We start from the raw sequence: 26,104 nt of genomic DNA on the forward strand, positions 1-26,104 counted from the left end.
GTTTATTCCCCAGAAGTTAATTCTCTTTTTAACCATTGCGTGAGATCCGAAAGAGCCGAAGATTCGGCAAAAGGAAACGCGTGATCGACATCGGGATAAGTAAGAATAGTAATTGGTTTGTCTTGATTTGCAAATGCTTCGGTAAACAGTGTTCTGTGGTTGATAGAAACCAGAAGATCTTGTTCACCTTGCATATAAAGAATTGGAGGGAGATTGCGAGCACTAGGCATAAGCTCTTTCACAATATCTATTTTTAAGAATTGCGTATAAAAATCAGGATTTAAAGTCATCCCAGCATAAGTAATGGCGCCCTTTTGACTCATTGTGATCACTTCAGGAGCATTTTTTTGTGCTTCCGCAGCCATTAATTCTCCTGAAATTGTAGGCGCCCATACAGCTAAGGCTTTGATTTTATTAAAAAAAGGAAGAGTCTGAAGAGCAAGAGTTCCTCCGAGTGATGAACCAAAAATAGCGAGCCTTTCTTGGTCTATATGAAGTAGGGAATGCGTATATTCAATGATTTCACGAATGTTTTGCTTATAATTTTCAAGAGAAAAATCCATAAGCTCACCCTCACAGTCTCCATGACCAAGGAGATCTACTCTTAGAGCTGCGATACCTAACCGAGTGAGTTCCTGAGCTAGCCTGACATGAGAGCGTTTCGAACCGGTTTTATCTGAAGCTAAACCATGGAGAAGGATCACTATAGGATAGGGAGGATTATAATGGAGAGGAGTATGTAGAAGGCCAAAAGTTGTAAAATTATTCAGTAGGGTCAGTGAAAACATGGTGCGCTGCTCATGCTTTTCCAATACCACGCCTGTAATCAAAAGAGGCTCCTGCTTTCTGGATGTGCTTGACCTATGTCAATGTAGTTTCTAAAGAAAAATTAGTCGAGAAAATTCGTTGCATGGAATGCCTCTAACTAAAGTTCTCAAAAACAGCCATCAAAAATCGTGTAAAATAGTATCAGAACAATCCCTGGATGAATAGTTTACAGGAATGATTTAAACCTCCTTATTGGGTTGATAGGAATCTTCCCAATAGATACGAATCCCTTGAAAACCTTGAAAATTAGGATTGTCTGGTCCTTGAGAGGGGCAAATTGGAAACCTAACTCCTAACTCTTGTAATTGCTCTAAGATCTCAAATCCTCCTCCTCGATCTTCATCTAGAGGACCTTGTCTGAAAAAGACTTGCGGCCATATTGTAGGATTTTGTGGAGTAAAATGAGAATAGATATAACGAACACTAGGGAATAGAGTCAGTCTTCCAGATGTATTGTTAGGAAGGGCTTCAGGGTTTTCTTGTGTGATCCCATCAATAAATAGGTGCTGTAACATGAATTTTAAAAGGCTACGCTTTCCTACAGAATTTATGTAAGTTCCTGTCCGCAGATTTTGTACATTCTGTATAACACGTTTATCTGCCTTGCTGCAAAAATCCATAGTAGAGTTAAGATACTCCGTAGGCCAGGAAACCGAATCTAAATTAATGTCATCAGCAAGTTGTTCAAGATCTAAAGAAAAGCGAATGCCGTGACTTGAAATTATAATCTGACGGTATTTTGCAGGTACACAGAAAAAAGAGGGTTTTGTAGTTCGAAGAGCCGCTTCAACTTCTAGAGGATTTGATCCCATAGCTTGTAGATTTTTTTGGGATACTGGAACCAATGTTGTTAATTTATAATGAGACGCCGTGTCTCCTGAACGACCAGGAATAGGCACATACTGAGGAGCTCTTTCTAAAATCTTAGATACAAGTAAGTGATTAGCATATTTAGCATGTAGAAAATAGTGTAGGGCTAAAGCGATTAAAATCAGAGGGAAGATTAAGAAGGATAAAATCTTTAATATTTTCACTATTGTGGAGATCCGAACGTTTTCTACTTTTCCAATAATTAAGTTAGGTTCTTGCATAACTATAGATACAACCTTGATTCTATTCCCGCCTAAGAAAAGATAAGAATCTACCTTTGACATAAGCTGAAATATCCAAGGTGTATCTACATCTGAAGAGATGCTATAAAGTTTCATAATTCGAAAAGGCGATTGTATATTGTATAAAGTGTAAACAAATTATAAAATGTATATCGATCATTCATACCCCTACACCAGCGACACCTCTTTGCACGGAGGGGGAAATTTTTCCAGGTCTTGTAGATTCTGCAATTCAGAATGATCTCGAGAGATTACTCACAGTAAAGAAAAGACCTGATATCATCCGGGAGTATTTGCGAGCAGGAGGTAGTCTTGTTACAACATACCCTAAGGAAGGTCAGAGATTGCGCTCCCCAGAACAGTTAAGAGTTCTGGATGATTTAGTGCAAAGCTATCCAAATCACCTACATGCGATTGAACTTGATTGTGGTGCAATCCCTCAAGATTTGATCGGAGCCACCTATATCATCACGTTCGCCGATTTTTCCGCCTATATTCTCTCTTTAAGAAGCTACCAAGCCAATTCTCCCTCCGATGATACATGGGGGATTTGGTTTGGATCTATTGACGATCCTGTTCAAGCAGTCATATCATTTTTAAAAGATCATGGATTTGCTCTTCCCTCGACCTTAGCTCAAGATCCTTTGCTTTGTACTAACAAGTAATTTATTAAGTGAAATAAATAATATAAATTAAAAATTTATCGCTTAATTGTGTTTTAAATGTATTTATATTAAAATAATTTTTTCTTTTTTAAAACAGCTTATGACTAGAAGTACTATTGAAAGCAGTGATTCGCTATGCTCAAGGTCTTTTTCTCAAAAATTAAGTGTCCAGACATTAAAAAATCTCTGTGAAAGTAGATTAATGAAGATCACTTCTCTTGTGATTGCTTTCCTAACTCTAATTGTGGGGGGTGCTCTTATAGCTTTAGCAGGAGGGGGGGTTCTTTCTTTCCCTCTTGGGCTAATCTTAGGAAGCGTACTCGTTTTGTTTTCTTCTATCTATTTAGTCTCTTGTTGTAAATTTTTTACTTTAAAAGAGATGACAATGACCTGTAGTGTCAAATCTAAAATCAATATATGGTTTGAAAAGCAACGAAACAAAGACATCGAAAAGGCATTAGAGAATCCAGATCTCTTTGGAGAAAATAAGAGAAATGTTGGAAATCGTTCGGCAAGAAATCAACTAGAAATGATCTTACACGAGACTGACGGAATTATTTTGAAAAGATATATGAAAGGAGCTAAAATGTACTTTTATTTATGAATTGGGTTCCAAAAACAATAGACCATGTAGATCCAGAATCAGAGATAGATATACGTAAAGTCGTCTCCTGCTATAAGTTGATAAAAGAATGTCAACCTGAATTTCGATCTCTTATAAGTGAATTACTAGGAGTGATTCGGTGTGGCTTAAGACTATTAAAACGTTCTAAGTATAAAGAACAGGCTAGAACTGTATCTGATGAAGATGCACCTCTTTTCTGCCTGACTCGTTCTTATTATCAAGATGGTTATCTCACGCCATTAAGAGCAGGACCTCGTGATCTTATAAATCACTATATACACTTGCGTCGCCGAGAGAATCCTAAGCATTTTTTCAGTCCTAAGCATCCATGTTATTATGCTCGATTGGCTTTTAATGAGTCAGTGTGTGTCTATAGAGAACTCTTTGATATAGAGCGACTTACAAAAATGTATGTCGAGGGTGATTATTCTAAAGAACAAGAGAAAAACCTACAGGCTATTCTTAGTTTTGTGAAAACTCTAGATGAAGGAAAGGACTTTCTTATTGAACATAAAGATACCGATCTCATTGGGAGAGGTTTTACTGATGTGTTCTGCACTTAAATCAATGAAATTGTCTCAAACAATATAATAAAAGCGATTCTATTATGTCTGAAAGTATTAACAGAAGCATTCATTTAGAAGCCTCTACACCATTTTTTATAAAATTAACGAATCTCTGTGAAAGTAGATTAGTTAAGATCACTTCTCTTGTTATTTCTCTATTAGCTTTAGTGGGTGCGGGAGTCACTCTTGTGGTTTTATTTGTAGCTGGGATCCTTCCTTTACTTCCTGTACTCATCTTAGAAATTATTTTAATAACCGTCCTTGTCTTGCTTTTTTGTTTGGTATTGGAACCTTATTTAATAGAAAAACCTAGTAAAATAAAGGAACTACCTAAAGTAGACGAGCTATCTGTAGTAGAAACGGACAGTACTCTTTAAAATTATATTTAATGTATGGGGCTAATCGGGGTACGCATTTGAATATCAGAGCAATTACTAAAGGAATTATGAGCAGGTAAGATAGGATCTTCAGTGTACAGTGTACAGTTCATAGAGCCTGGCTTGAATTTCCTATCTTTAGCACTCAATTCTTCCACAGTGATTCCTTGATCCTGTTTGCTTAGGAAGACTATTTGAGACTGTCCCAGATCAAAATAAGAATCTACGGTTGCAGCTAAACGTTCTAAGCCGTAATTCTCGCTATTTAAAAAAGGTTTAGCAAGAAGGATGGTAGGGCAAAAAGGGAGCATAAAAAATCCTCTTGGGAAATGCGACCACAAATTTTACATCATCTGTTCTATTAATGCTATTTCTATTTTACGAATTCATGCAACATAATAACAATTATCAGACTTTATATGGAGATCCTAGTAGACTATCGTAAGGCTTAAGAACAAAATATATCGGCGCCACCTCTCCCAATAAAAGTGGTGTCTTTATGTGTAGCAAGAAAGTCGTCAAAGCCGTCCTTCTCATCTAAAATTTGCACAAAACTAAGAATCGACTTTAGGTTGTCTTCGTTTTGCTGCTCATAATCACCCGCGCCATACATTTGTTTAAGTTCCGCTGTGTTAAAGAGTTTTCGATAGATACGCACTGACTCATTAAAGGCCAATCGAGCATAGTAACATGGATGCCCAGGATTAAAAAAATGCTCAGGATTCTCACGCCGACGTAAGTTTATATAGCTCTATTTATAATATAACGCGGTCCTGCTCGTAGTGGTGTAAGATAGCCATCTCGATAATAAGAATGAGTCGGGCAGAAAAGAGGTGCATCTTTATGGGATACAGTTTTAGCTCGCTCTTGATACCTAGAACAACGGCTTAATAACCCTAAGCCACTCTGCATCGCTCTTAGTAATTCACTTATAAGAGATCGAAATTCAGGTTTACATGCTTTAATTAACTTATAACAGGAGATGACTGTACGTATAGAGTCTTCTGATACTGGATCTACATCGTCCATTGTTTTTGGAACCCAGTTCATAAATAAAAGTACATCTAGATTCCTCTCATAGATCTTTTTCAAAACATTTCCATCACAATCGCGTAAAGTCTCTTTTACTTGACTTCTTGCAGAGCGATTATTGTCTTCCGCCCTATTTTCTCCAAAGAGCTCAGGATTTTCCGTAGCCTTTTCAAGATCTTTATTTCGTTGCTTTTGAAACCATTGGTGGATTTGAGAGTCGGTATTGTAGACAACCCCTAGCTCTTTTATAGGGCAGAATTTATATGAAAAAAGTAAGAATAAAGCACAAAGCACAACAAGCACAATTCCCAAGACTAACCAAGGAAGAAAAGAAAGAATGCCTGCTCCAGCTAAAGCCGTGAGAGTAATTCCCCCAACTAAAGCTAACAAAGCGATAACAAAAGAAGTTATCTTCACTAATCTACTTTCACACAGATTTCTTAATGGCTGGGTATTTAATTCCATAACTAATGGTTGTGAACACTCTGAACCAACATTTTTCATGTTATTTTCTCCGATAGTGAATTCTATATGAAAAGATTAACACTGTACTTTCAAATAATTTTTAAAAGATTAAGTTTAATATTTATACAAATATAAACTAATTATTTCGTTTCGTGAATCTTGTAAAATAACTAAGAAAAAGTATCGGTATGAGTCACAGATCAAAAAGAGATATTTGTCATAGCATGTTTTATAAGAAATTCTTTTCTGTGATTTTCTTATCTAAGCTAGACAGGTCTTTCCTCTTGTTTCCAACAAAAAGTCGAGTTATTTTATATTTAAGCTACGTTAAAAGGCAATCTTAAATCATCATATCAAAAATTTAATGAGACACCCTCCCCTTCGAGCTCTCTTTTCTTCCCATCGACTCTCTTGAAAGCTTCTTCTCTGGAGACGCTTTTTTTTAACATTACTGCTTTAGAATAGAAATAAAGTAAGAAGAAAAGCTATAAGTCTTAGGAACTTATAAAAAATAAAAAGGAAATTTAGTGGGTCGTATCTATAGTTTTTCTCCTGGAACTTATCCTAACTGGCAAGTAACTCTTATGGGTAAACTAGATGGCTGTTTTCGTTTAAGAGACGAGAAAGTCACTCGGGTTATCTCGATCAATCCCTCTGGATTTACCTTAGCTGACGAAAAAATAGTCCGGGTCTCTATGCCTTCTCCAGCATGAGCTTCACAACCAAACCCTGAGTCATAAGCATTTCTATATCCAGAAGCTAATCGCTTAGGACAGGCTCCGGGCGCAGATTCTGATCCTGCGGATTGTATCCCTACAAATAGACCAGGAAATGTAGAATCAACCTCTTGGAGCCATTGAACAGCTTCTTGGGCAGGTTCTTGTGTGTTTATTTGTGGAGCAAATGTTTTATTGAAGCAGTTTAAAAATCGTAAAGTAATCCCGTGTTTTGAAAACGTTTGCGAAGCACGATACAAGATTTGATAAAACTTCATACGCGCGTGCTTTTCAGGTAATGAAGGATACAAAACATGGGCAAGGCGGATATTTTGTTGTACTTCAGTATACACGATAGTATCGTCCAGACATTGCTGGAGATAGTTATTGAAAATGAGAAGAAGGTCTTCTTCATTTTGGATTCCTCCAGGAGGAAAGCGATGTCCTTGTACTGTAGCCATCACTCTATCAAAGCTATTAAAATCGTAATTTAAGATATTATATTGTAATACACTTAAATCCGGATCCTTTTCGTGACAGATATCTTGAAAGTTTCGGAAAATATTGGAGTATTGTTTATGAGGATTCTTAGGAGAAAGTAATCGATGATTGGTCCAAGAATTATAAGACCATTTTAAGAACCCATTTTTCACACCTAAAATCCAAGCTAATTGAGGTGTTATGGTCCCAGGAAGGTGTACATGGATATCTGCTTTGGGGAGGTTTTTGATGATAGCTTCGGTGCAAGCGATTGTATTGAGTCGTGGTACTAATGCAAAGATCTCATTGCATATCTTATGTACAGAATCTTCCTTTTCAAGATTCTTGAATAACGTATCATAAGACATAGAAAGAACGAACGCTATAACTGTGCAAGTGTTATACTTTTCTCCTCTAATGATATGATTTTTACGAACATTCTAATGATGTTACTAAATAACGAGTCTTTGATTTACCCCTATGGTGGCTATTCCCATTCTATAGTTGCTGGTGGCTTGTCAGAAATATCATAGACCACTCGGCTTACCTCGGGTATTTCATTAATAATTCGCGATGAGCAAGAACTGAGAACATCGCATGGAAGGTAGGCCCATCGTCCTGTCATGAAATCTGTAGATTCTACAGCACGTAATGCTATGGTATAACCATAGCTTCTACAATCTCCTTTTACAGATACTGATTTTATAGGAAGAAATAGAGCAAAGGCTTGGCTTATTTTATCGTAGAGTTTTGCTTTCCTAAGCTCTTCTATAAAGATGAGGTCCGCCCGTCGTAAAATGGCTAGATATTCAGGAAGGATCTCTCCAATCACACGAATTGTCAAGCCAGGTCCAGGAAAAGGATGCCTGTCCAAGAGATAGCTAGAAAGTCCTAGGGCTTCTCCTAAAATTCGAACTTCATCTTTAAATAAATAACGTAAGGGCTCGACTAACTTCAGCTTAAGATTTTTTGGAAGCCCCCCTACATTATGATGTGATTTTATTACTTCGGAGGCATGTCCAGAGCGTGAGGACTCAATAACATCTGAGTAGATGGTTCCTTGAGCTAACCATTGTACGTCTAATGACTGAGCGACTTCATCAAATACTTCAATAACGGTATCTTGAATTTTACTTACAAGGTCTTGCTGAATATACAAGGGATTCCATAGTGTGGGAGCAGAACAGATCTCTTGAACAAAAGTTTCTAGAATCTTATTTCCCGTTGGAGTGGAGTCAGAAACCTCGGGATGAAATTGCAGCCCGTACAACCGTTGTTTGGTATTTTCTATTCCTGAGATCGAGCATTGTGAGGTGGATGCGATTACATTAAATCCTTCAGGAATTGTCGTAACATGATCCCGATGGCTCATCCGAATCTCTGTGTCTAGAGATTCGCAGTCGACGATGTGTTTGAAGAGCTCACAAGGATACAGATGGATGGGCGTATATCCAAATTCTCCTACACCAGGGCTTACAGTCCCTCCAAAATCTCTAGCCATAAGCTGCATGCCATAGCAAATAGCTAGAATTGGAATGCCAAGTTTATAGATTTCAGGATCTAAATGTGGAGCCTTGTTTTCATAGACAGAGTGAGGACCTCCTGAGAGAATGATCCCCAAAGGCGCTCTTTCTTTTAAACATTGCACAGAGATATTCCAGGGAAGAACTTCGCAATATACAAATAACTTCCGCACTTGCTTTGCTAATACATAAGTATATTGAGATCCAAAATCTAGAATAAATATGGTGTTCAAATGTCTCCTTGCACTCTGCAACTTAATAATTTAAGGTTGGTTGAACTTTGTAAATATTATGAATATGACTTTCAGCTCTTCCAGATTCAGTAATTCGAACAAAGGAAGCCTTAGTTTTTAAATCTTTGAGAGTTTCAGCTCCAACATACCCCATACCTGAGCGTATTCCTCCTAAAATTTGATAGAGGACATCGTGGACAGAGCCTTTATAAGCGACTAGTCCTTCAACTCCCCCAGGAACCAGCTTTTTCTGTCCCTGTGTTTGAAAATACCGGTCAGCACTTCCTTGTTTCATAGCGCCTAAAGATCCCATGCCGCGGTACCTTTTAAAAAGCTTCTCATCGATAGAAACGATATCCCCAGGAGCTTCATCAGTCCCTGCAAGCAAACTTCCTAGCATGACACAGTCTGCTCCTGCTGCTAATGCTTTTACCACATCTCCAGAATAGCGGATTCTCCCATCAGCAATTACAGTCACGGCAGAGTTTTTAAGAGCTTTTGCTACGTTTGTAATGGCAGTAATTTGTGGATAACCGACCCCTGAAACGATTCTAGTTGTACAGATAGATCCTGGGCCAATACCTACCTTTACAGCGTCAACTCCAATCTCAGCTAAGGAAACTGCGGCTTCAGCTGTAACAAGATTCCCTACAACTAAAGAAATTTGTGGGAACTGGGATTTTATTTCTAAAACTGTTTGGAATACTCCTTTAGAGTGTGCATGAGCTGTGTCAATGACTAGAACATTTGCTCCAGCTTCCACAAGATGATGCGCTCTTGAAATTCCTAAAGGACCAATGCCTATAGCGGCTCCTATGGGAGCTTAAGGATAGGCTTCTTTAATTTTTCTCACAGATGAGCTTTGTTCTACTTCGCTCATATTTTTATGTAAGATTCCCAAACCACCTTCTTGAGCTAAAGCTAGTGCCATGGCTGTTTCTGTGACAGAATCCATAGCAGCTGAAAGAATCGGTATATTTAGAGAGAGGGTTTTTGAAATGGCCGTTTTCAAGGACACTTCAGAAGGAAGTATTTCAGAATATTGGGGGATTAAAAGAACATCATCAAAAGTTAAGGCTTCTTCCATGTATGCTACAATAGGACACTTTAAAGGATAGTCAATGATCCCCTGCTATACTGTCAATGCTTTTTTCATGATTCGTGACATTCCTTCGAATCTTAAGAAGAAATTTCTTTGGAACAGAAGTTTCTTCTTCCGTGTTTAGGCTTCTTATTGAACTTATAGCTTAGAAAAGATTGAAGGAAGGAAAGATAAGACTATATTGATTCTCTTGTCTTAAGATATACGACGACAGCACTCCCTATTCCTACACTCGATAATAAGTAGAACCAATACTATAAGAGATAAGATCCCAAATACAAGTGAAGCTGTTTCTCCAGAAGTTCCATAAACAGAAAAACAAATGATGATGCTAAGTAGGGATAAAAAGATAAAGAGACATCGGGAACAGTAATGACAACAATTCGATACCAAAGTTTTTGCATCTATATCCTCGATTGGGGAGGGGCTCGTTGATTCAACGAATCTATCCGGAAATACGCTAAAGTCCATAAAACCTTGTTGATGTTTGTAAGAATCTATTTTGTAGATGAGATCGAAAATCGTCTAACGATCTGATTCTTCTCAATACTTTATTTGCCTGGAATCATAAAACCCTCAACCTCTTCGATGTCGTTGTGTGGCGCAATCTATTGCAAATCACGAAAATACTTGATTGAGGGCTTCGGAGAAATTTGAAGGGGTGATGCACAATAGGTGCCAGTTCTTGCGTTTTTTAAAAAATTTTTATATGGTTTGTGGAGAAAATTGTTATACTATCAATGATTATGACTACTATATCTAACTCACCCTCCCCTGCATTGAATCCCGAACTTTCCCTTATTCCTCCACCAACACTTGTATCTTCAGGTACGCAAACATCTCTAGCTTATACGATCCCCGCACAAGGACGAAGATCCACCCTACGTATTATATTAGATATATTCATTATCATTCTTGGTTTAGCTACGATCATTTCTACCTTTATTGTTATTTTCTTTTTAAATGGGCTGAACTTGCTCTCGACCCCATCTATTATCTCTTCGTCATGTTTAATCATTGTTGGATTGCTTTTTTTGATTATGGGGTTATATTTCATGATCTCGAGTTTGGATCAGGGGCTTGTAGGCCTTCTGCAAAAGGAACTCTCTCAAGCCGAAGAAAGAGAAGAAGAGTATATCCAGGAAATCGAAGCTTTAAGAGGAGCTCCTAGAGCAGAATCTCCCACCGAGTCTCCTAGTACCTGGTTATGATTTACAGGTATGAAGTTCTTATTTTCTAAAATTTGTCAGCAGTTTTTCTTTTATAAGAATACTTTTTAATTCTTGTATTTAAATTCCTTACGACAAAAGGGTGAAAAACGTCTTGTAGAACATTCTAGCTTCTATTAGCCTGTTTCCAATTTTTATTAAGGAGACGCGATATGGAGCAACCCAATTGTGTGATTCAGGATACTACAACTGTTTTGTATGCCTTAAATAGCTTTGATCCTAGACTTAGTGATGACACTCACAGACTTGGGAAGCAATCACCTCTTGAAGCAGAAAATGCTCTTGGAGAATTTATTGAAGGTTTGGATACAAATAGCTTTCCTTTAGAGGAAGTTGCCATTCCCATCCTGCCAGGTTATCACCCTAAGTTTTATTTATCTTTCATAGATAGGGACGATCAAGGTGTCCACTATGAAGTTTTAGATGGCGTATTTTTAAAGACAGTCGCTGCTTGTATTATAGAGAACTCCTTCTTAACTGATTCTATGAGCCCGGAGCTTCTCAGCGAAGTTAAGGAAGCTCTGAAACGATGATGATCCTATGGATGAATCTGATGGAGAAGAAGCTTCAAAAGATTCTGCATTTTCAGCTAGTTTTTCCTATGAGTTTGTAAAATCAAGTACTCGAGAATCTAAAAATACAGTCACACACTCAACAGCGTCTCGTACATTATATATTTTAAGGCAGGATTGTTCTTATGATCCAAGAGCTCTCAAAGTAGATGATGAATTTCGTTATTGGGTAGAAAAAAGGTTGGACGCCAAGAATCCAGATTCATTAAATGCGTTCGTTAAAGAGGTAGGAACTCATTATGTCGCGTCAGTGACTTACGGTGGCATTGGTTTTCAAGTGCTAAAGATGTCTTATCTCCAAGTCGAGGAGTTAGAGAAAGAAAAAATCTCGATATCTGTAGCTGCAGCAAGTTCTTTATTAAAAAGTAAAACATCGAACGCGACAGAGAAAGGTTATTCTTCGTATCAGTCGGAATCATCAGCTCAAACAGTATTTCTTGGTGGAACAGTATTACCTGATCTCCAGCAAGACAAGTTGGATTTCAAAGATTGGTCTGAAAGCATTCCTAATGAGCCCATTCCTCTAGCTATTAGTGTATCTTCAATTACAGATCTCATAATTCCAGAACTTTTCCCTTCTGAAGATGCTCAAGTCTTATCCCAGAAGAAATCAGCTCTAGGACAAGTTATTCTTAATTATCTAGAGAGTCACAAGCCTAAAGAAGAAGGCCCAAAACCAGTCCAAATTACTTCTGGATTCAATTCATCGTCTTCGGTATTTACGCTTCAAGCAGCAAAAGCTCCTAAGACTGTGTCTTTCCCCTATATAGATTATTGGTCTACAATTCCCTATCTTTTCCCCACTCTTAAAGAAACTTCAGGTGCTCAACCTCTCTCGTTCTACTTGAGGTTTGATGACATCTTTGAGCAACAAAATTTAGTCCATAATACTTCATATATTTTAGCTTCAACCTCGGTGAGGTTAGGATATTTCGGAGATTCATATAGAGATTATGATGCTCTATCTTTCTATGGTAGTTGGCCTCAAGCATATTTTGACTGGGCAGGCTATAAAGATAGGTGTACTTGGACCTTAGAAAAACTCAATACAACTGGAGATCTTTTCATCCGTTCTGGAGACGAGATACGTTTAAAACACAATACCTCTGGGAAATATCTTGCTACAACGAGCATGTCTGATGGCTATCAGACATTAACTTGTACGACACAGACGAGTGATTCTGTCTTTATAATTACTGTATAAATAGAGTTAAGACATCCCCTTAAGTTTTAAGGGGATGTCTTATTTGCTTTCTAGAGAACTCATCTCTAAGTAAACTTCTTTTCTTAGGGCTGAGGAGGAACTTTCTTATAGCTTTCATGAACACAGAGTATAGAAGTTCCGTTTGCTAAAAACGTGCTTCTGAGGTAGTCCTCTGCAAAGGAATCTCCAAAAGCATTCAGAGAATCAGAGGAAGAAACGCTTTCCCAGACTAAAGAATAGTACCCTTTTACAGGTAGGACCTCTTTTGAGCAAGCACTCTCATCTGCAATCCAGGCATAAGCAATGACAAAAGGATTCCCCTGAGGATACGAGCACACTTCAACGGGATACAGGCTATAAACACCTTCTCGCCTTCTAGCTATTACAAAGTCTTCTTCTGTCATCTCAAGGCCTATAGCATTACAGCGTCGTCCCGAAGATTTAATGAGATTCAGTACAGCTCGATTTTTCGGACCATCGTGAGAAGTTCTACGGCGACTTCCGTTTTTTAAGTACTTTCCTGTGTCTATATTAAAAGAACGCTCGTATCCATTTATCCAAATAGGATGTGGACGATACGTTTTTAATGTAAGAGCTGCTGATTTTGGGTGCATCAGACTTCCATAAGTCGATATGGGAATGTAAGAACCTTTGATTTTGAGATTTTTATGGATTTCTCTCCAAATTTTACGAGACTCTTCATCAGTCTTAGCTACGACATAAGGATCATTGTGCTCTTCAGAAAAGATTTGAGTCGTACGAAATGCAGAAGGATAATGAGGCAGTTGCGAAACACTCTTATTTCCATGAACAAAGAATTCTTCGCTCGTTGAAGTGTTGTGATAATTCCAAGAGGGCTTTTGATTACAGGAGGAAAGAGATCCAAGACCTAATCCTAAACATACACTTGAAAAGATAAGAGACATGGGCTGTTTCATGGATTCCTCGGAGATTAAGAAAATGAATTTTGATTTCGTTTGCTCTCTTTTGTCCTACTTAAAGGAGCTTTTCAACAACGTTTCGGTCTGAAATTTTGCTAAACAAGACCCTGCCGTTACCCTAGCTTGTCCCAGCTTCTCTAGCATAATTTGAAAATTGTAAAGGAAATATATGAAAAAAGGAATACGAAACCCACCCTATCTAAGGAATTCTTAATTCTGAACGTATAGTATCCAGAACTAAGAATTCTCTATCTTAGGAAGTCTATAATGAAAGCTCCCCGAGATTCGGGAGAGAACTTTTGTTAGTGCATGCCTTGAACAGTTTAGTCCAAGTACACCCACACTTCTCTTTCTCTGTTTTCATAACCTGTGATAATGCCTAGCGCGAGCAGTTGTTTTAAAATGCTCTCACCTAAACAAAGCTTACCGTGCCCAGGTTCGGTCTTACCAGCTATATGGAAAAGCTGACCTGTAGTTGTTTTAGCATCTATAGATTCTCCTCCAAATTTCTGAGAGACCGTACAGTGACGTTTTGTTTGAGGATCTCTTTCAACATTCCGTTGCACTAGAAAATCTAAGTATTCTTTCACTCAATCTAACTTCTCCTCATAAGAAAGGTTAGGTTTGCCTTCAAGATGCATAGGAGCGGAGAGATCTAAAGCATAACTCAACTTAGTGAAAATTAAGGAGGACATGAACTTTCTGTCTTTCTTAAGAGATCTTGGCAACTTAGCGATCAATCCCTTTAAGAAGTGATGAGGTACTACCTTTAAAATCTTTCGCACTAACGCGGCTTGCTGGTTGTGTTGTGCTTCAAGGTCTTGTTCATTAAAGAACCCTATAGATTCAAAAATACAGGAATAGTTAGGAGTTTTTGCGTCATTTACATTTAAGAGGATCGCTTTTTTTCCTGGAATGATTCCAGAACGGCCTGCTTGCAAAGTAAAATTAAAGAAATTAGCAACACATGCTTTTGATGGACGCGAGCTTCTTCCTGATTTGTGGAATGATTTACGAAGTCTTCTGTTAAACTTTGGAACTGAGGTTGCTTCAATTCTAGTTTCGAAATGAGTATCCCAGATCTTAGGTCAAGCCCAACAACCCTTGGAACCTCAATATTTCGAATTTTACACGCTGCAAGTAGGTTTCTTGCATGTGTTCTACGTACCATAGCCTCTACAAGAACATTATCTAGAGGATTAGATAAGCCATTCATCTCATTGTTTTTTGAAGATACAAATGTAAAGCGGAGATTTGGATAATTATCTACACAAAAAGTAAATACGGAATAATGATTAGTATGATAAACATCTAATAAACAGATTTTCTTAGCCTCGAGAATCTGATTAGCCCGAGCAGGATGGCAATCCGCTTGATTAAAATAGGCATCACGTACTTCCCTCTGAGCGTGCAATATCTGAGAAGGATACGTTTCAGACGCCACGGTATTCTGGATAAAGACTGGCTTATACTTACAATCCAGAATCTTATGTAAAGACGTCTAACACAATAAATCTCCCTAGAAATATCGTCTCTAGCTAGAACATCTGTTGTATCCCCTCCCCAATAGAAATAAGAGTCGAGGGCTTGCACAGCTTTTTCTAAACTGCTAGGTTTTTCATGATGAGAATTTAAAGAATAATTATTATAAAATAGCTTCATAAATTTTTTAAAAAAATAATAAACGCCGTCTATTTTAAACAATTCATGCACTTATTAAGAAGCTATTAATTCAACAACAGCTTAATAAATTTAAAAATCATCTTTTTATAAAGAAATATTTATATAAAAATAATTCTTAGACCATTGTAAATTTAATTAGAAAAGCCTCCGAGCTTCAAGAGCCCTAAGGAAGATTCTTAAATTATTTAGAATTCTTTAAAAAAAGAATTTCCTTGAGCAAGTAGGTTATCGATATAGTTAATATCGTAATTAGATTCTAGAAACTTCGGATTATCCAACATAAACTGGTGGAAAGGTATTGTAGACTGCACACCACCGATATGAAACTCTTTCAAAGCTCGTTTCATGATAGCTATAGCTTCTTCTCGGTTTTTGCCCTTAGCAATTACCTTTGCTATCATAGAATCATAATAAGGAGGGATTGCATAGCCGCTATAACAAGCTCCATCTACACGAATTGAAGGACCTGCAGGAGGAAGATAATAATCTAAACGACCTGGAGATGGTGAGAAATTATTGGTAGGATCCTCAGCGTTAATGCGACATTGGATGATATGACCCGAGAACTCAATGTTCTTTTGTTTCCAAGGCAGCTTATTTCCCATGGCTACATGAATCTGTTCTTTTACAAGATCTATACCTGTGACTTCTTCAGTAATGGTATGCTCTACCTGAATTCGGGTATTCATTTCCATAAAGTAGAATTTTTTGTCTTTATCTAATAAGAATTCGACTGTTCCAACAGAAAAATATCCGGCGCTTCTTGCTAGATCTACAGCAACTTTTCCTACTTTGACTCGGATTTCCGCATTGAGAATGGGACTAGGAGTCTCTTCAATCAACTTTTGACGTCGCCGTTGAATGGTGCAGTCTCTTTCTCCTAAATGCACATAATTTCCATGGGTATCCCCAATGACTTGGATTTCTAAATGCCTTGGATTTTCTATAAACTTTTCAATATAAACATTGGGGTTATTAAAACCGGCTTCGGCTTCTGCACGTGCGGCAGAAAACGCTCTATAGAATTCGTCCTTTTCTTTAACAATACGAATTCCTCTTCCCCCACCTCCAGCAACGGCTTTAATAACAATAGGGAAACCTATTTTTTCAGCTATTTTTAAACCTTCGCTCTCGTCTTCAATAATGCCTTCAGAACCTGGAATAACAGGACATTTGATTTTCTTTGCCAGGGACTTCGCAGCAATCTTATCCCCCATCATAGCAATAGACTCTGAACTCGGCCCTATAAAGGTTAAGCCACAGCTCTCGCATATTGAAGCAAAGTTTGCGTTTTCACTTAAAAACCCATATCCAGGATGCACAGCATCAGCTCCTGTGATCTCACAGGCAGCCAAGATATTGGATATCTTTAAATAAGACTTTGCTGCTTGAGGCTCTCCAATACAAATAGCCTCGTCAGCAAGAAGTACGTGGAGAGCCTCTTGATCTGCTAAAGAATATACAGCCACTGTCGACAATCCTAAATCATGACAGGCACGTATAATTCTAACAGCAATTTCCCCTCTATTAGCGATTAAGACTTTTTTCATGATGCATCTTTAGCTATACGAAACAACTTAGACCCAAATTGGACAGGATCCCCATTGGTAATCAATACTTCAAGAACACGCCCACTCATTCCTGCTTTCACTTCATTCATTACTTTCATAGCCTCAACGATACAAACAATAGTATCTTCCGAAACAATATCGCCAGGTTTTACAAAAGAAGGAGAATCTGGGGCTGGAGAACCATAGAAAGTTCCCACTAAAGGAGAACTTATAAAGTCTCCGGAACTTGTTGTAGTAGAAGTTTCTGAATTTTCTGTAGTAGTCTCTTTAATTGTATCTTTTTTAGGGTCCGTTGGGATAGGTCGTTCTTGAGAAAATCCACTAAATAACCTGCTGTCATAAAACACAGGCTCTTGTCTATTCCCCTCCCTAGTATCTCTTTCCAACTCCAATTCAAGCCCTTCACGTTTTATAGCAAAACGCTTCATACCATTGCGTCCCATAGCAATCATGAGCTTTTCTATTTGTTTTAAGTCCATACCAAGTCTTCTTTAATTGAAATTAGACGCGTTGAATATACTCACAAGTCCGCGTATCTATTTTTATAACATCACCAATTTCTACAAAAGGTGGGACCATAACTTCAATTCCTGTTTCCAGCAAAGCTTTCTTAACTCCTCCGGAAAGAGAGAGAGAATCTCCAGGAAAGTCTGTTTTTGATACCATAAGCTCTAGAAAATGAGGCAGCTCTACAGAAAAAACCACATTGTCATAGACCATTGCAGAGACAGTCACACCTGCCTTTAAAAACAAAAAGTTATCCTTCATGATTTCTTGTGGAATGAATAACTTTTCATAATTTCCTAAATCTAAAAAAAGATAACTTTCATCTTCAAGATATAAATATTCTAAAGTGCGGGTTTCAAATTGAGCCTCTTTTACCTCTTGAGTTGCTTTGAAATTTCTCTCAATAACAACATCAGAATCCGCAGCCTGCAAAGCGACTTTAATGAAGGATTCGCCTTTGGGCCCTGCCACCTTAGACACTGAGGTTACTTTATAAAGACCGTCCTTTGTAGAAATAAACATCCCTACGGATAATTGGCTACTTAACACCATAATTTTCTCCTCGCAGCAACAAAATTTTATCTTCCATTGCTAATGAATCTGCTTCGAATAAGTAAGAAGCTGTGACTAAAATATCTGCTCCTGCATCTCGACATAACGGCGCAGATTGCTGATCTATGCCTCCATCTACTTCTATTAAACAAGAATCCTTTAAACCTAAAGTCTTTATCGCATGACGTGCAAAAGCAATCTTTTCTATTGTATTTGGTAAAAAGCTCTGTCCTGTAAATCCCGGATAAACTGACATTAGCACAACGACATCACAAAACGGAAGGAAAGAAGGAAGAAATTCGATTGAAGTATCGGGAGAAAAAGCTAGACCCGCTTGAACCCCACATTTTTTTATATAAGATAGAAGCTCTTTTATATCCTCTGAAGCTTCAAAGTGTACTATAATTCTATCCGCACCAGAACGAACGAAACTTTCTATAAATTCAAAAGGATTGTAAATCATAGCGTGGACTTCTAAAAATAGATCCGTAGATCTATTAATGGCAGCAATGATCCCTGGACCAAAAGTAAGGTTCGGAACAAAGTGGCCATCCATGATATCTATGTGTATAAAATCACTTCCCGCCTGCTCTAGTTTTTTTGCTTCTACACCCAAACAGGTAAGATCTGCCCCCATAATCGAAGGGCCAACTAATACGGATTCCTGTTTCTTCACCTCAGCCTATCTCAACTTCACTACGCTAAATTTAAAGTAGAGTGAGCTTTAACTTTCTACTATTTATATTTACTGGTTGATGTATTCATGAACTCCTACTCATTGTATGAATAGAAAATGAATACGGACTACTACCATAATACAGAACGAATATATTTCAAAGAACCATTGAACATTTCTTATTAAAAATTCTTTTCTTTTTATACAAAAATCCCAAGATTAATCTTTCTGTTTCACTAATGAAAATGCATTTGGAGATAAGGATTATGATATAGCAAATATATTGTGATTCTAACCTCCTATACCTTCATCAAACATCAAATTAGTGAAATAAAGATGATTAAATATATTTTGGATCCTCAGCAAGAAAGGTATAAATTTCTTGATTTTTAGATCGAGAAAAACAACAATTCTTATCCAAGTTAACCTATTAAGGATAAAATTCTTATGTCATCTCCTGTAAATAACACACCCTCAGCACCAAACATTCCAATACCAGCGCCCACGACTCCAGGTATTCCTACAACAAAACCTCGTTCTAGTTTCATTGAAAAGGTTATCATTGTAGCTAAGTACATACTATTTGCAATTGCAGCCACATCAGGAGCACTCGGAACAATTCTAGGTCTATCTGGAGCGCTAACCCCAGGAATAGGTATTGCCCTTCTTGTTATCTTCTTTGTTTCTATGGTGCTTTTAGGTTTAATCCTTAAAGATTCTATAAGTGGAGGAGAAGAACGCAGGCTCAGAGAAGAGGTCTCTCGATTTACAAGTGAGAATCAACGGTTGACAGTCATAACCACAACACTTGAGACTGAAGTAAAGGATTTAAAAGCAGCTAAAGATCAACTTACACTTGAAATCGAAGCATTTAGAAATGAAAACGGTAATTTAAAAACAACTGCTGAGGACTTAGAAGAGCAGGTTTCTAAACTTAGCGAACAATTAGAAGCACTAGAGCGAATTAATCAACTTATCCAAGCAAACGCTGGAGATGCTCAAGAAATTTCGTCTGAACTAAAGAAATTAATAAGCGGTTGGGATTCCAAAGTTGTTGAACAGATAAATACTTCTATTCAAGCATTGAAAGTGTTATTGGGTCAAGAGTGGGTGCAAGAGGCTCAAACACACGTTAAAGCAATGCAAGAGCAAATTCAAGCATTGCAAGCTGAAATTCTAGGAATGCACAATCAATCTACAGCATTGCAAAAGTCAGTTGAGAATCTATTAGTACAAGATCAAGCTCTAACAAGAGTAGTAGGTGAGTTGTTAGAGTCTGAGAACAAGCTAAGCCAAGCTTGTTCTGCGCTACGTCAAGAAATAGAAAAGTTGGCCCAACATGAAACATCTTTGCAACAACGTATTGATGCGATGCTAGCCCAAGAGCAAAATTTGGCAGAGCAGGTCACAGCCCTTGAAAAAATGAAACAAGAAGCTCAGAAGGCTGAGTCCGAGTTCATTGCTTGTGTACGTGATCGAACTTTCGGACGTCGTGAAACACCTCCACCAACAACACCTGTAGTTGAAGGTGATGAAAGTCAAGAAGAAGACGAAGGAGGTACTCCCCCAGTATCACAACCATCTTCACCCGTAGATAGAGCAACAGGAGATGGTCAGTAATCTGCCGTAAAGTCTTCAAAGACTTCCTTAGAAAATAAGCAGTAAAGTTTTAACTTTACTGCTTATTTTTTTTTGAAATGAACTCACTCATTAAAGATATTTGCAACAAATTTTCCTGCGTCTTATGCTTGTTCTTTTAGGATTGAGTTTTTCTCACTTACACTAGAACCCTACCTATGCATTCAAAATTTCTTTCTCGAAGAAAAAAAAATAGTTCTCATAAGGAGGAAACCTCTTGGGATTGTATAGCCTCAAGTTACAATAAGATAGTCCAAGATAAAGGGCACTACTATCATAGAGAAACTATCCTTCCCCAACTCCTGCCTTCACTCACCTTAGGTTCAAAAAGTTCTGTATTGGATATTGGCTGCGGTCAAGGTTTTTTAGAAAGGGCCCTTCCTAAGGAATGTCGTTATCTAGGCATAGATATCTCTTCTAGATTGATTGCTCTAGCAAAGAAAATGCGATCGGTAAACTCTCATCAGTTTAAGGTTGCAGATCTTAGCAAACGCCTAGAGTTCGTAGAACCGACATTATTCTCTCATGCAGTAGCAATCCTCTCCCTTCAAAATATGGAATTCCCCGGAGAGGCTATACGTAATACAGCTACGCTCCTCGAACCACTCGGGCAATTTTTTATAGTTTTAAACCATCCTTGTTTTCGTATTCCTAGGGCATCATCCTGGCACTATGATGAAAATAAAAAAGCTATCTCTCGTCATATAGATCGTTATCTCTCCCCAATGAAAATCCCAATCATGGCTCACCCAGGACAAAAAGATTCGCCTTCTACCCTCTCCTTTCACTTTCCTCTAAGCTATTGGTTTAAAGAACTGTCTTCTCATGGATTCTTAGTTTCAGGTCTTGAGGAATGGACATCTTCAAAAACCTCAACAGGAAAACGAGCTAAGGCAGAAAACCTTTGTCGAAAGGAATTTCCATTATTCCTTATGATTTCATGCATTAAGATAAAATAAATTTTTAATTATTTAATTAGGTTTTTTATTAGAATAAATAAAAAACACTAAATTCTTGCATTATGTTTCGAAAACTTTTCCCGTTTTCTAAAAAAAAAACAGGTCAGAAGCAACGTCTTCGAAACAATGGACTTCTGCAAGCGATCATTCAATCAATAAAAGTCTTACTACATAACGAAGCTTCCAAGGAAGCCTGCGTGTTAAGCTACTATGGTTTGCTTACTTGTGTTCCTATTTTAGTATTCTTTCTAAGGCTTTCCCAACACTTATTCACTAATCTGAATTGGAAAGAATGGTTGATTATCAAATTCCCAGATTATAAAAAGCCAATCGTAGCTATTGTGGAAGCCGCATATCATGCTACAGAAAGCAATATAGGATTAGTCCTAGTTGGAAGCTTTTTTGTTTTCTGTTGGGCTGGCATTTTAATGCTCTTATCTCTAGAAGATGGCCTAAATAAGATCTTCCGCACCAGCTGGACTCCAATATCTTTAAAGAGGTTAGTCTCTTATTTTGTGATTACCTTAGTGAGTCCCATGATTTTTATTATCGTCTGTGGTTCCTGGATTTATATTACACAGATCATGCCTATCCAATACGCTAAGTTGTTTTCTCTCAGCCATTCCATGACAGCATTGTACTTTATTTCTAGGTTTGTCCCCTACCTGCTGCTCTACCTAGCTCTATTTTGCTGTTATGCTTTTCTTCCTCGCGTTGCAATCCAAAAAACATCAGCTCTTATCTCTACGCTAATCATAGGATCTGTATGGATAGTCTTTCAAAAGGCATTCTTTAGCCTTCAAGTCTCTATTTTTAACTATAGCTTCACTTATGGCGCCCTCGTAGCCCTGCCTTCATTCCTTCTCCTGCTATATATCTATACAATGATCTACCTATTCGGAGGAGCACTGACATTTATTATCCAGAATCGAGGGTGCACTTTCATATTTCTTGGGGACAAAATCCTGCCCAGCTGTTATTTACAACTCATTACCTCAACATATATTCTAGCTTTGACAACACGTCAGTTCAATGAAGGCCTCTCCCCTTTAACTGCTCAATTCATCGCCAAACAATCGAAAGTACCTATTGGTGAGGTCTCTCAATGTCTAGATGTATTAGAAAAAGAAGGTTTTCTTTTTCCTTATAACAATGGGTACCAGCCTGTCTTCAATTTCTCTGAACTTACAATCAAAGATATTGCTGACAAACTCCTGCATCGGGAAATTTTCAAGAAATTCAATCCCGACCTTGGGATTACTTTCATAGAAAACAGCTTCCAGAACATATTTAACCAAGCTTCTAAAAATAAAGAGAATCTTACTCTTAGCGAGATTGCTAGGCGAATCAAATGAAACGAAGATCATGGCTTAAAATTTTGGGAATCTGTTTAGGCAGCAGCATTGTCTTGGGATTCCTTATATTCTTGCCCCAACTACTTTCAACAGAATCAGGGAAATACCTTGTGTTTTCCCTGATTCATAAAGAATCCGGACTCTCGTGTTCTGCTGAAGAACTTAAGATTTCATGGTTTGGACGGCAAACAGCTAGAAAAATAAAACTCACTGGAGAAGCTAAAGATGAGGTCTTTTCTGCTGAGAAATTCGAACTCGACGGATCTCTATTACGTCTTCTGATTTATAAAAAGCCTAAAGGGATTACTCTATCAGGATGGTCTTTAAAAATTAATGAGCCTGCCTCTATAGACCATCCTTCTGTGAGTCACTTAGATCCAGGATCTTTACTTACCTACCTAAATGACTGCAAGATTATTTCTGAGCACGGATTTATCACTATGAAGACAGTATCAGGATCTTCATTATCTGTATCAGGGTTTTATCTAGAGAAATCCTCAGAAAAGTTCATGACGAAATGCGTGGTCTCTGAAGATCAGCAATCCGGGAACATCTTTATAGAGAGTGTACTTTCTCCTGATGTCAGTATTTCCGCTCAGTTTTCTTCAGTTCCCGTTGCATTTTTTAAAATTTTTATAGCTTCCCCTTTCTGGGACCATCTTCTCTCTTATGAAGACATAATCAATCTATCAGCAGAGGCAACACATACCAATGATGGTAAGATTTCTATGACAGCCTCTGGCGAGGGAAATCAAATTCAAATGAAGCTTCAAGGCCATATTCATAAATCCACATTTTATATTGTAGAAGGGAGTTCTTCGTTCATAGAACTTAAACCTGAGCTCGCCTCAGCTCTTTGCAACCAGATCATTCCGCTGTCCACACCCATTACTAGTAAGCAAATCCATGCTACGGTCTCTTATGCTAAAATTCCCTTGGATATTACGAAATGGAAACATATTGAAATTACCTCTCAAGCACAGCTCCCTGAAGTCGCAATACATCCGAAAGACCCTAATCTTGCATTACAGCTGCGCGACACAAAGCTAGGAATTAAAAAGACGGAGAAATTCTCAGACATCCGTTACTCCTCATCTACAGTCTTAGGAGGAGCTTCTCCCTCTCACCTTAATGGTTTAATCAGTATAGATAACAAAAAACATCTTACTAAATTTCGTCTACAACAAGCACAACTCCCCCACACCTATCTAAGAGCCATTTTCCCTCAACCTTTCGTGATCAATGTTCCCCTGGATGTTGCTTATTATTCATTAAATATCGAAGGGACGTACAAAAATGCTCACTTAGAGGCAGATGCTATCCTAGATAACCCGCTATTGAAATTGTCATGCTCCATGTCTGGAGCATGGAAAAATTTTCTTTTTAAAGGGCAAGGAACGTACCACTTTAATAAAAAATGGCAGGAGATTCTCTCTCCCCACTTCTCTTACGCTGAAGCTAGATTCTCAGGAAAAGCACAAATTACCGATACGAATCTCTTTTTCCCTAAATTTTCTGGAAAAATTACTGCAAGAGAAAATGAGCTGCTCATCCATGCAAAATTTGGTTCCCCTAATGAACCTATAAAACCTGAAACTACCTCTATACTCATCCACGGACAATTTTGTTCTCTGCCACTCAGCCTAGTTTCTAATCACCTAGCCCCCTTCCATTTGAAGAAATTGACATTTTCCTTCCATACGGATGGAGGTAAGTTTGTAACCAAAGGAAACCTCCAAGCTCTTATTGAGAATCCAGACTATCCCGACCTAAATAATACGCGTATCCTAATCCCTGATCTTCTTCTTTCTCTTGATGAATCCTCAACTTCACCTTCTTCAAAAGACTTGAAAATCCAAGGTTCTGGAGAGATATTTTCTTTGCCTCTGGATTCTATTACTAAGACCTATGGGAAACAAGTGCGTCTCTCTCCTTATTTTGGTTCCTCTGGAGACTTGAACTTTGTAGTAAACTACAATCCTAAAGATCAGAATAAGCTCACACTACTATCTAACTTTAAGTCAGAAGCTCTCCTAGGAGAACTGAAGTTAGTCATGGACTTTTCTATGAAGCTATCTTCAGGAACTCAGGGAACTCTCCAGTGGGAAGTGAGCCCAGAACGTTATGCAAGTTTCTTTAAAAACGCATCATGCTCTCCCACCTGTTTGCTTCATAGAACTGCAAATGTACGCTTAGACATCTCAAAACTCTCTTGTCCAGAGGAAACCAAAGGTTTATCTTGTCTCACGCTTCTTGCCGCAGGAGGACTTGAAGGTTCATTAGAAGCAACACCGTTGATCTTCTATGATAATGTGTCTAAAGAGACTTTTATTATTAATGACTTTAAAGGTTCTTTGCGAGCCAACAATTTAGACGCTAAAATAGAATATGATCTTAAAGGCTCGTGTCTAGCTCCTAGGCAAGACTCTAAAACTCTTGCAGAATTTTCATTAGAAGGACAGGTAGATCATCTGTTCTCTCCAGAGTCTCGAGAATTTAAACAAACTGCAAATTGGATTCACATACCCTCTTCGTTCATTGCTGGAATCATTCCCATGTCTCCAGGATTGAAAGCTCAGATATCCTCGCTTGCAGGCCCTAGAATCAACGTATCAATTAAAAATGCGTTCCGATTTGGAGAAGGCCCTGTCGACATTATGGTCGACTCTGAAAACCTTCAAGCTCAGATTCCACTGATCTTAAACGAAAAGTCCATCTTACTGAGAGAGAATCTAACAGCGCACCTTAGTATAAATGAAGATGTAAATAAGGCTTTCCTACAAGAGTTTAATCCCCTCTTAGCAGGGGGAGCCTACTCACAATACCCAGTAACCTTAGAGATCGATAAACAAAACTTCTATCTCCCTATACGCCCGTATTCTTTTGAAGAATTCCGCATCCAATCCGCAACATTGGATATGGGGAAAATCTCAATAGCAAATACAGGAACTATGTATGCTCTTTTCCAATTCCTTGATATTACGGATCAAAAGCAATTTGTAGAATCTTGGTTCACTCCAATTTTCTTTTCTGTACAAAAAGGCTCTATCATTTGTAAGCGCTTCGACGCCCTTATCGATCGTAGAATCCGCCTTGCTCTATGGGGGAAAACTGATATCGCTCATGATCGTCTGTTTATGACCTTGGGTATCGATCCTGAAGTTATTAAGAAATACTTTCATAACACCTCTTTAAAAACTAAAAACTTCTTCCTTATAAAAATCCGAGGATCCATCTCGTCTCCTGAAGTGGACTGGTCTTCAGCTTACGCTAGAATCGCTCTATTAAAAAGCTACAGTCTTGGGAACCCGTTTAGTAGTCTTGCCGATAAGCTATTCTCTTCTCTTGGCGACTCTACCCCCCCACCAACAGTACACCCCTTCCCTTGGGAAAAATCTAATTTTGATTCTATAGAAAATAAATAGAATCAATATAAAAACTTAACAGTTCTTTTTAATTAATTATTTTTATAAATCTTAAAAATAAAATTAAA

General features: G+C 38.0%; 27 protein-coding genes and 1 pseudogene. 11 read left to right on the forward strand and 17 right to left on the reverse strand.

Going from position 1 to position 26,104, the window contains the following annotated elements; genetic code table 11:
- Positions 1-2: 2 nt before the first annotated feature.
- On the reverse strand, positions 3-830 hold the full coding sequence (locus tag CPB_RS00820) for an alpha/beta hydrolase (protein WP_010882811.1): 828 nt from the start codon (positions 828-830) through the stop codon (positions 3-5).
- A gap of 177 nt (positions 831-1,007) precedes the next feature.
- A complete protein-coding gene (locus tag CPB_RS00825; RefSeq protein ID WP_010882812.1) occupies positions 1,008-2,036 on the reverse strand; it encodes a DUF648 domain-containing protein in 1,029 nt (342 codons plus the stop codon).
- A 197-nt stretch (positions 2,037-2,233) separates the two neighbouring features.
- On the opposite strand from CPB_RS00825, the gene CPB_RS00830 reads away from it, so the two are divergent.
- The 4 genes from CPB_RS00830 to CPB_RS00845 all read left to right on the forward strand — a co-directional run bounded on the left by CPB_RS00830 (position 2,234) and on the right by CPB_RS00845 (position 4,173).
- Positions 2,234-2,605: a hypothetical protein gene (locus tag CPB_RS00830; protein ID WP_011126077.1), complete on the forward strand. Its 372-nt coding sequence runs from the start codon at positions 2,234-2,236 to the stop codon at positions 2,603-2,605.
- 100 nt (positions 2,606-2,705) lie between these two features.
- Positions 2,706-3,209 carry a hypothetical protein gene (locus tag CPB_RS00835; RefSeq protein ID WP_010882814.1) on the forward strand — a complete coding sequence of 168 codons (504 nt, stop codon included), beginning with the start codon at positions 2,706-2,708 and terminating at the stop codon, positions 3,207-3,209.
- The gene (locus CPB_RS00840) at positions 3,206-3,793 is read left to right on the forward strand and encodes a hypothetical protein (protein ID WP_011126078.1); all 588 of its coding nucleotides are present in this window, start codon (positions 3,206-3,208) and stop codon (positions 3,791-3,793) included. The genes CPB_RS00835 and CPB_RS00840 overlap by 4 nt, the downstream gene beginning before the upstream one ends.
- 44 nt (positions 3,794-3,837) lie before the next feature.
- Positions 3,838-4,173, forward strand: coding sequence for a hypothetical protein (locus tag CPB_RS00845; RefSeq protein ID WP_010882816.1), 336 nt, complete (start codon positions 3,838-3,840; stop codon positions 4,171-4,173).
- 8 nt (positions 4,174-4,181) lie between these two features.
- On the opposite strand, the gene CPB_RS00850 is transcribed toward CPB_RS00845, so the two are convergent.
- From CPB_RS00850 to CPB_RS05750, 7 genes and pseudogenes are all read right to left on the reverse strand, one after another.
- Positions 4,182-4,484, reverse strand: coding sequence for a hypothetical protein (locus tag CPB_RS00850; protein WP_226989987.1), 303 nt, complete (start codon positions 4,482-4,484; stop codon positions 4,182-4,184).
- A gap of 137 nt (positions 4,485-4,621) precedes the next feature.
- Positions 4,622-4,831 (reverse strand): hypothetical protein, encoded by a 210-nt coding sequence (locus CPB_RS00855; protein WP_231853507.1) that lies wholly within the window; start codon positions 4,829-4,831, stop codon positions 4,622-4,624.
- A gap of 83 nt (positions 4,832-4,914) precedes the next feature.
- Positions 4,915-5,709: a hypothetical protein gene (locus CPB_RS00860; protein ID WP_010882819.1), complete on the reverse strand. Its 795-nt coding sequence runs from the start codon at positions 5,707-5,709 to the stop codon at positions 4,915-4,917.
- 520 nt (positions 5,710-6,229) lie between these two features.
- Positions 6,230-7,234 (reverse strand): hypothetical protein, encoded by a 1,005-nt coding sequence (locus CPB_RS00865; protein ID WP_010882820.1) that lies wholly within the window; start codon positions 7,232-7,234, stop codon positions 6,230-6,232.
- 119 nt (positions 7,235-7,353) lie between these two features.
- Positions 7,354-8,643, reverse strand: coding sequence for a glutamine-hydrolyzing GMP synthase (guaA, locus tag CPB_RS00870; RefSeq protein WP_010882821.1), 1,290 nt, complete (start codon positions 8,641-8,643; stop codon positions 7,354-7,356).
- A gap of 1 nt (position 8,644) precedes the next feature.
- Positions 8,645-9,709 (reverse strand): annotated as a pseudogene (guaB, locus tag CPB_RS00875) (IMP dehydrogenase).
- A 269-nt stretch (positions 9,710-9,978) separates the two neighbouring features.
- The gene (locus CPB_RS05750) at positions 9,979-10,128 is read right to left on the reverse strand and encodes a hypothetical protein (RefSeq protein ID WP_172643915.1); all 150 of its coding nucleotides are present in this window, start codon (positions 10,126-10,128) and stop codon (positions 9,979-9,981) included.
- Between the two features lie 342 nt (positions 10,129-10,470).
- On the opposite strand from CPB_RS05750, the gene CPB_RS00885 reads away from it, so the two are divergent.
- The 3 genes from CPB_RS00885 to CPB_RS00895 all read left to right on the forward strand — a co-directional run bounded on the left by CPB_RS00885 (position 10,471) and on the right by CPB_RS00895 (position 12,729).
- Positions 10,471-10,935 carry a hypothetical protein gene (locus CPB_RS00885; RefSeq protein WP_226989989.1) on the forward strand — a complete coding sequence of 155 codons (465 nt, stop codon included), beginning with the start codon at positions 10,471-10,473 and terminating at the stop codon, positions 10,933-10,935.
- Between the two features lie 170 nt (positions 10,936-11,105).
- The gene (locus tag CPB_RS00890) at positions 11,106-11,486 is read left to right on the forward strand and encodes a hypothetical protein (protein WP_010882826.1); all 381 of its coding nucleotides are present in this window, start codon (positions 11,106-11,108) and stop codon (positions 11,484-11,486) included.
- 7 nt (positions 11,487-11,493) lie between these two features.
- Positions 11,494-12,729, forward strand: a complete 1,236-nt coding sequence (locus CPB_RS00895) for an MAC/perforin domain-containing protein (RefSeq protein WP_010892110.1) — start codon at positions 11,494-11,496, stop codon at positions 12,727-12,729.
- Between the two features lie 83 nt (positions 12,730-12,812).
- Here the strand turns inward: CPB_RS00895 and CPB_RS00900 are convergent, their stop codons facing one another.
- From CPB_RS00900 to rpe, 8 genes are all read right to left on the reverse strand, one after another.
- Positions 12,813-13,667, reverse strand: coding sequence for a gamma-glutamylcyclotransferase family protein (locus tag CPB_RS00900; protein WP_010882828.1), 855 nt, complete (start codon positions 13,665-13,667; stop codon positions 12,813-12,815).
- A 326-nt stretch (positions 13,668-13,993) separates the two neighbouring features.
- Entirely contained in the window at positions 13,994-14,260 is a 267-nt protein-coding gene (locus CPB_RS00905) for a hypothetical protein (RefSeq protein WP_010882829.1), read from the reverse strand.
- The gene (locus tag CPB_RS00910; RefSeq protein WP_010882830.1) at positions 14,261-14,611 is read right to left on the reverse strand and encodes a hypothetical protein; all 351 of its coding nucleotides are present in this window, start codon (positions 14,609-14,611) and stop codon (positions 14,261-14,263) included. It lies immediately after the preceding gene.
- Complete coding sequence (locus CPB_RS05755) at positions 14,560-15,114, reverse strand: hypothetical protein (protein ID WP_010882831.1); 555 nt, start codon at positions 15,112-15,114, stop codon at positions 14,560-14,562. Before CPB_RS05755 ends, CPB_RS00910 begins: the two co-directional genes overlap by 52 nt.
- Before the next feature lie 424 nt (positions 15,115-15,538).
- Positions 15,539-16,903: an acetyl-CoA carboxylase biotin carboxylase subunit gene (gene accC, locus CPB_RS00925; RefSeq protein ID WP_010882833.1), complete on the reverse strand. Its 1,365-nt coding sequence runs from the start codon at positions 16,901-16,903 to the stop codon at positions 15,539-15,541.
- The gene (accB, locus tag CPB_RS00930) at positions 16,900-17,403 is read right to left on the reverse strand and encodes an acetyl-CoA carboxylase biotin carboxyl carrier protein (protein ID WP_010882834.1); all 504 of its coding nucleotides are present in this window, start codon (positions 17,401-17,403) and stop codon (positions 16,900-16,902) included. Before accB ends, accC begins: the two co-directional genes overlap by 4 nt.
- 22 nt (positions 17,404-17,425) lie before the next feature.
- Complete coding sequence (locus CPB_RS00935) at positions 17,426-17,983, reverse strand: elongation factor P (protein ID WP_010882835.1); 558 nt, start codon at positions 17,981-17,983, stop codon at positions 17,426-17,428.
- Positions 17,970-18,659 (reverse strand): ribulose-phosphate 3-epimerase, encoded by a 690-nt coding sequence (rpe, locus tag CPB_RS00940; RefSeq protein WP_010882836.1) that lies wholly within the window; start codon positions 18,657-18,659, stop codon positions 17,970-17,972. Before rpe ends, CPB_RS00935 begins: the two co-directional genes overlap by 14 nt.
- A 447-nt stretch (positions 18,660-19,106) precedes the next feature.
- Between rpe and CPB_RS00945 the strand changes: the two genes are divergently transcribed.
- The 4 genes from CPB_RS00945 (at position 19,107) to CPB_RS00960 (ending at position 26,036) form a co-directional block, all read left to right on the forward strand.
- Positions 19,107-20,279, forward strand: a complete 1,173-nt coding sequence (locus CPB_RS00945) for an inclusion membrane protein IncA (protein WP_010882837.1) — start codon at positions 19,107-19,109, stop codon at positions 20,277-20,279.
- Positions 20,280-20,455: 176 nt separating this feature from the next.
- Positions 20,456-21,256: a class I SAM-dependent methyltransferase gene (locus CPB_RS00950; RefSeq protein ID WP_010882838.1), complete on the forward strand. Its 801-nt coding sequence runs from the start codon at positions 20,456-20,458 to the stop codon at positions 21,254-21,256.
- A 62-nt stretch (positions 21,257-21,318) separates the two neighbouring features.
- Positions 21,319-22,611: a YihY/virulence factor BrkB family protein gene (locus CPB_RS00955; protein WP_010882839.1), complete on the forward strand. Its 1,293-nt coding sequence runs from the start codon at positions 21,319-21,321 to the stop codon at positions 22,609-22,611.
- Positions 22,608-26,036: a hypothetical protein gene (locus tag CPB_RS00960; protein WP_011126080.1), complete on the forward strand. Its 3,429-nt coding sequence runs from the start codon at positions 22,608-22,610 to the stop codon at positions 26,034-26,036. The genes CPB_RS00955 and CPB_RS00960 overlap by 4 nt, the downstream gene beginning before the upstream one ends.
- Positions 26,037-26,104: the final 68 nt, after the last annotated feature.

The sequence above is a fragment of the Chlamydia pneumoniae TW-183 genome, assembly GCF_000007205.1.
GTDB lineage: Bacteria > Chlamydiota > Chlamydiia > Chlamydiales > Chlamydiaceae > Chlamydia > Chlamydia pneumoniae.

Bases quoted from the DNA above. Each gene is read 5' to 3' on its own strand.
- CPB_RS00860 (WP_010882819.1), bottom strand. From the start codon at position 5,709: ATGAAAAATGTTGGTTCAGAGTGTTCACAACCATTAGTTATGGAATTA.
- CPB_RS00890 (WP_010882826.1), top strand. From the start codon at position 11,106: ATGGAGCAACCCAATTGTGTGATTCAGGATACTACAACTGTTTTGTAT.
- CPB_RS00895 (WP_010892110.1), top strand. From the start codon at position 11,494: ATGGATGAATCTGATGGAGAAGAAGCTTCAAAAGATTCTGCATTTTCA.
- CPB_RS00840 (WP_011126078.1), top strand. From the start codon at position 3,206: ATGAATTGGGTTCCAAAAACAATAGACCATGTAGATCCAGAATCAGAG.
- CPB_RS00885 (WP_226989989.1), top strand. From the start codon at position 10,471: ATGACTACTATATCTAACTCACCCTCCCCTGCATTGAATCCCGAACTT.
- accB (WP_010882834.1), bottom strand. From the start codon at position 17,403: ATGGACTTAAAACAAATAGAAAAGCTCATGATTGCTATGGGACGCAAT.
- CPB_RS00825 (WP_010882812.1), bottom strand. From the start codon at position 2,036: ATGAAACTTTATAGCATCTCTTCAGATGTAGATACACCTTGGATATTT.
- CPB_RS05750 (WP_172643915.1), bottom strand. From the start codon at position 10,128: ATGCAAAAACTTTGGTATCGAATTGTTGTCATTACTGTTCCCGATGTC.
- CPB_RS00845 (WP_010882816.1), top strand. From the start codon at position 3,838: ATGTCTGAAAGTATTAACAGAAGCATTCATTTAGAAGCCTCTACACCA.
- CPB_RS00865 (WP_010882820.1), bottom strand. From the start codon at position 7,234: ATGTCTTATGATACGTTATTCAAGAATCTTGAAAAGGAAGATTCTGTA.
- CPB_RS00935 (WP_010882835.1), bottom strand. From the start codon at position 17,983: ATGGTGTTAAGTAGCCAATTATCCGTAGGGATGTTTATTTCTACAAAG.
- CPB_RS00950 (WP_010882838.1), top strand. From the start codon at position 20,456: ATGCATTCAAAATTTCTTTCTCGAAGAAAAAAAAATAGTTCTCATAAG.
- CPB_RS00945 (WP_010882837.1), top strand. From the start codon at position 19,107: ATGTCATCTCCTGTAAATAACACACCCTCAGCACCAAACATTCCAATA.
- CPB_RS00955 (WP_010882839.1), top strand. From the start codon at position 21,319: ATGTTTCGAAAACTTTTCCCGTTTTCTAAAAAAAAAACAGGTCAGAAG.
- CPB_RS00850 (WP_226989987.1), bottom strand. From the start codon at position 4,484: ATGCTCCCTTTTTGCCCTACCATCCTTCTTGCTAAACCTTTTTTAAAT.
- accC (WP_010882833.1), bottom strand. From the start codon at position 16,903: ATGAAAAAAGTCTTAATCGCTAATAGAGGGGAAATTGCTGTTAGAATT.
- CPB_RS00900 (WP_010882828.1), bottom strand. From the start codon at position 13,667: ATGAAACAGCCCATGTCTCTTATCTTTTCAAGTGTATGTTTAGGATTA.
- CPB_RS00960 (WP_011126080.1), top strand. From the start codon at position 22,608: ATGAAACGAAGATCATGGCTTAAAATTTTGGGAATCTGTTTAGGCAGC.
- CPB_RS00835 (WP_010882814.1), top strand. From the start codon at position 2,706: ATGACTAGAAGTACTATTGAAAGCAGTGATTCGCTATGCTCAAGGTCT.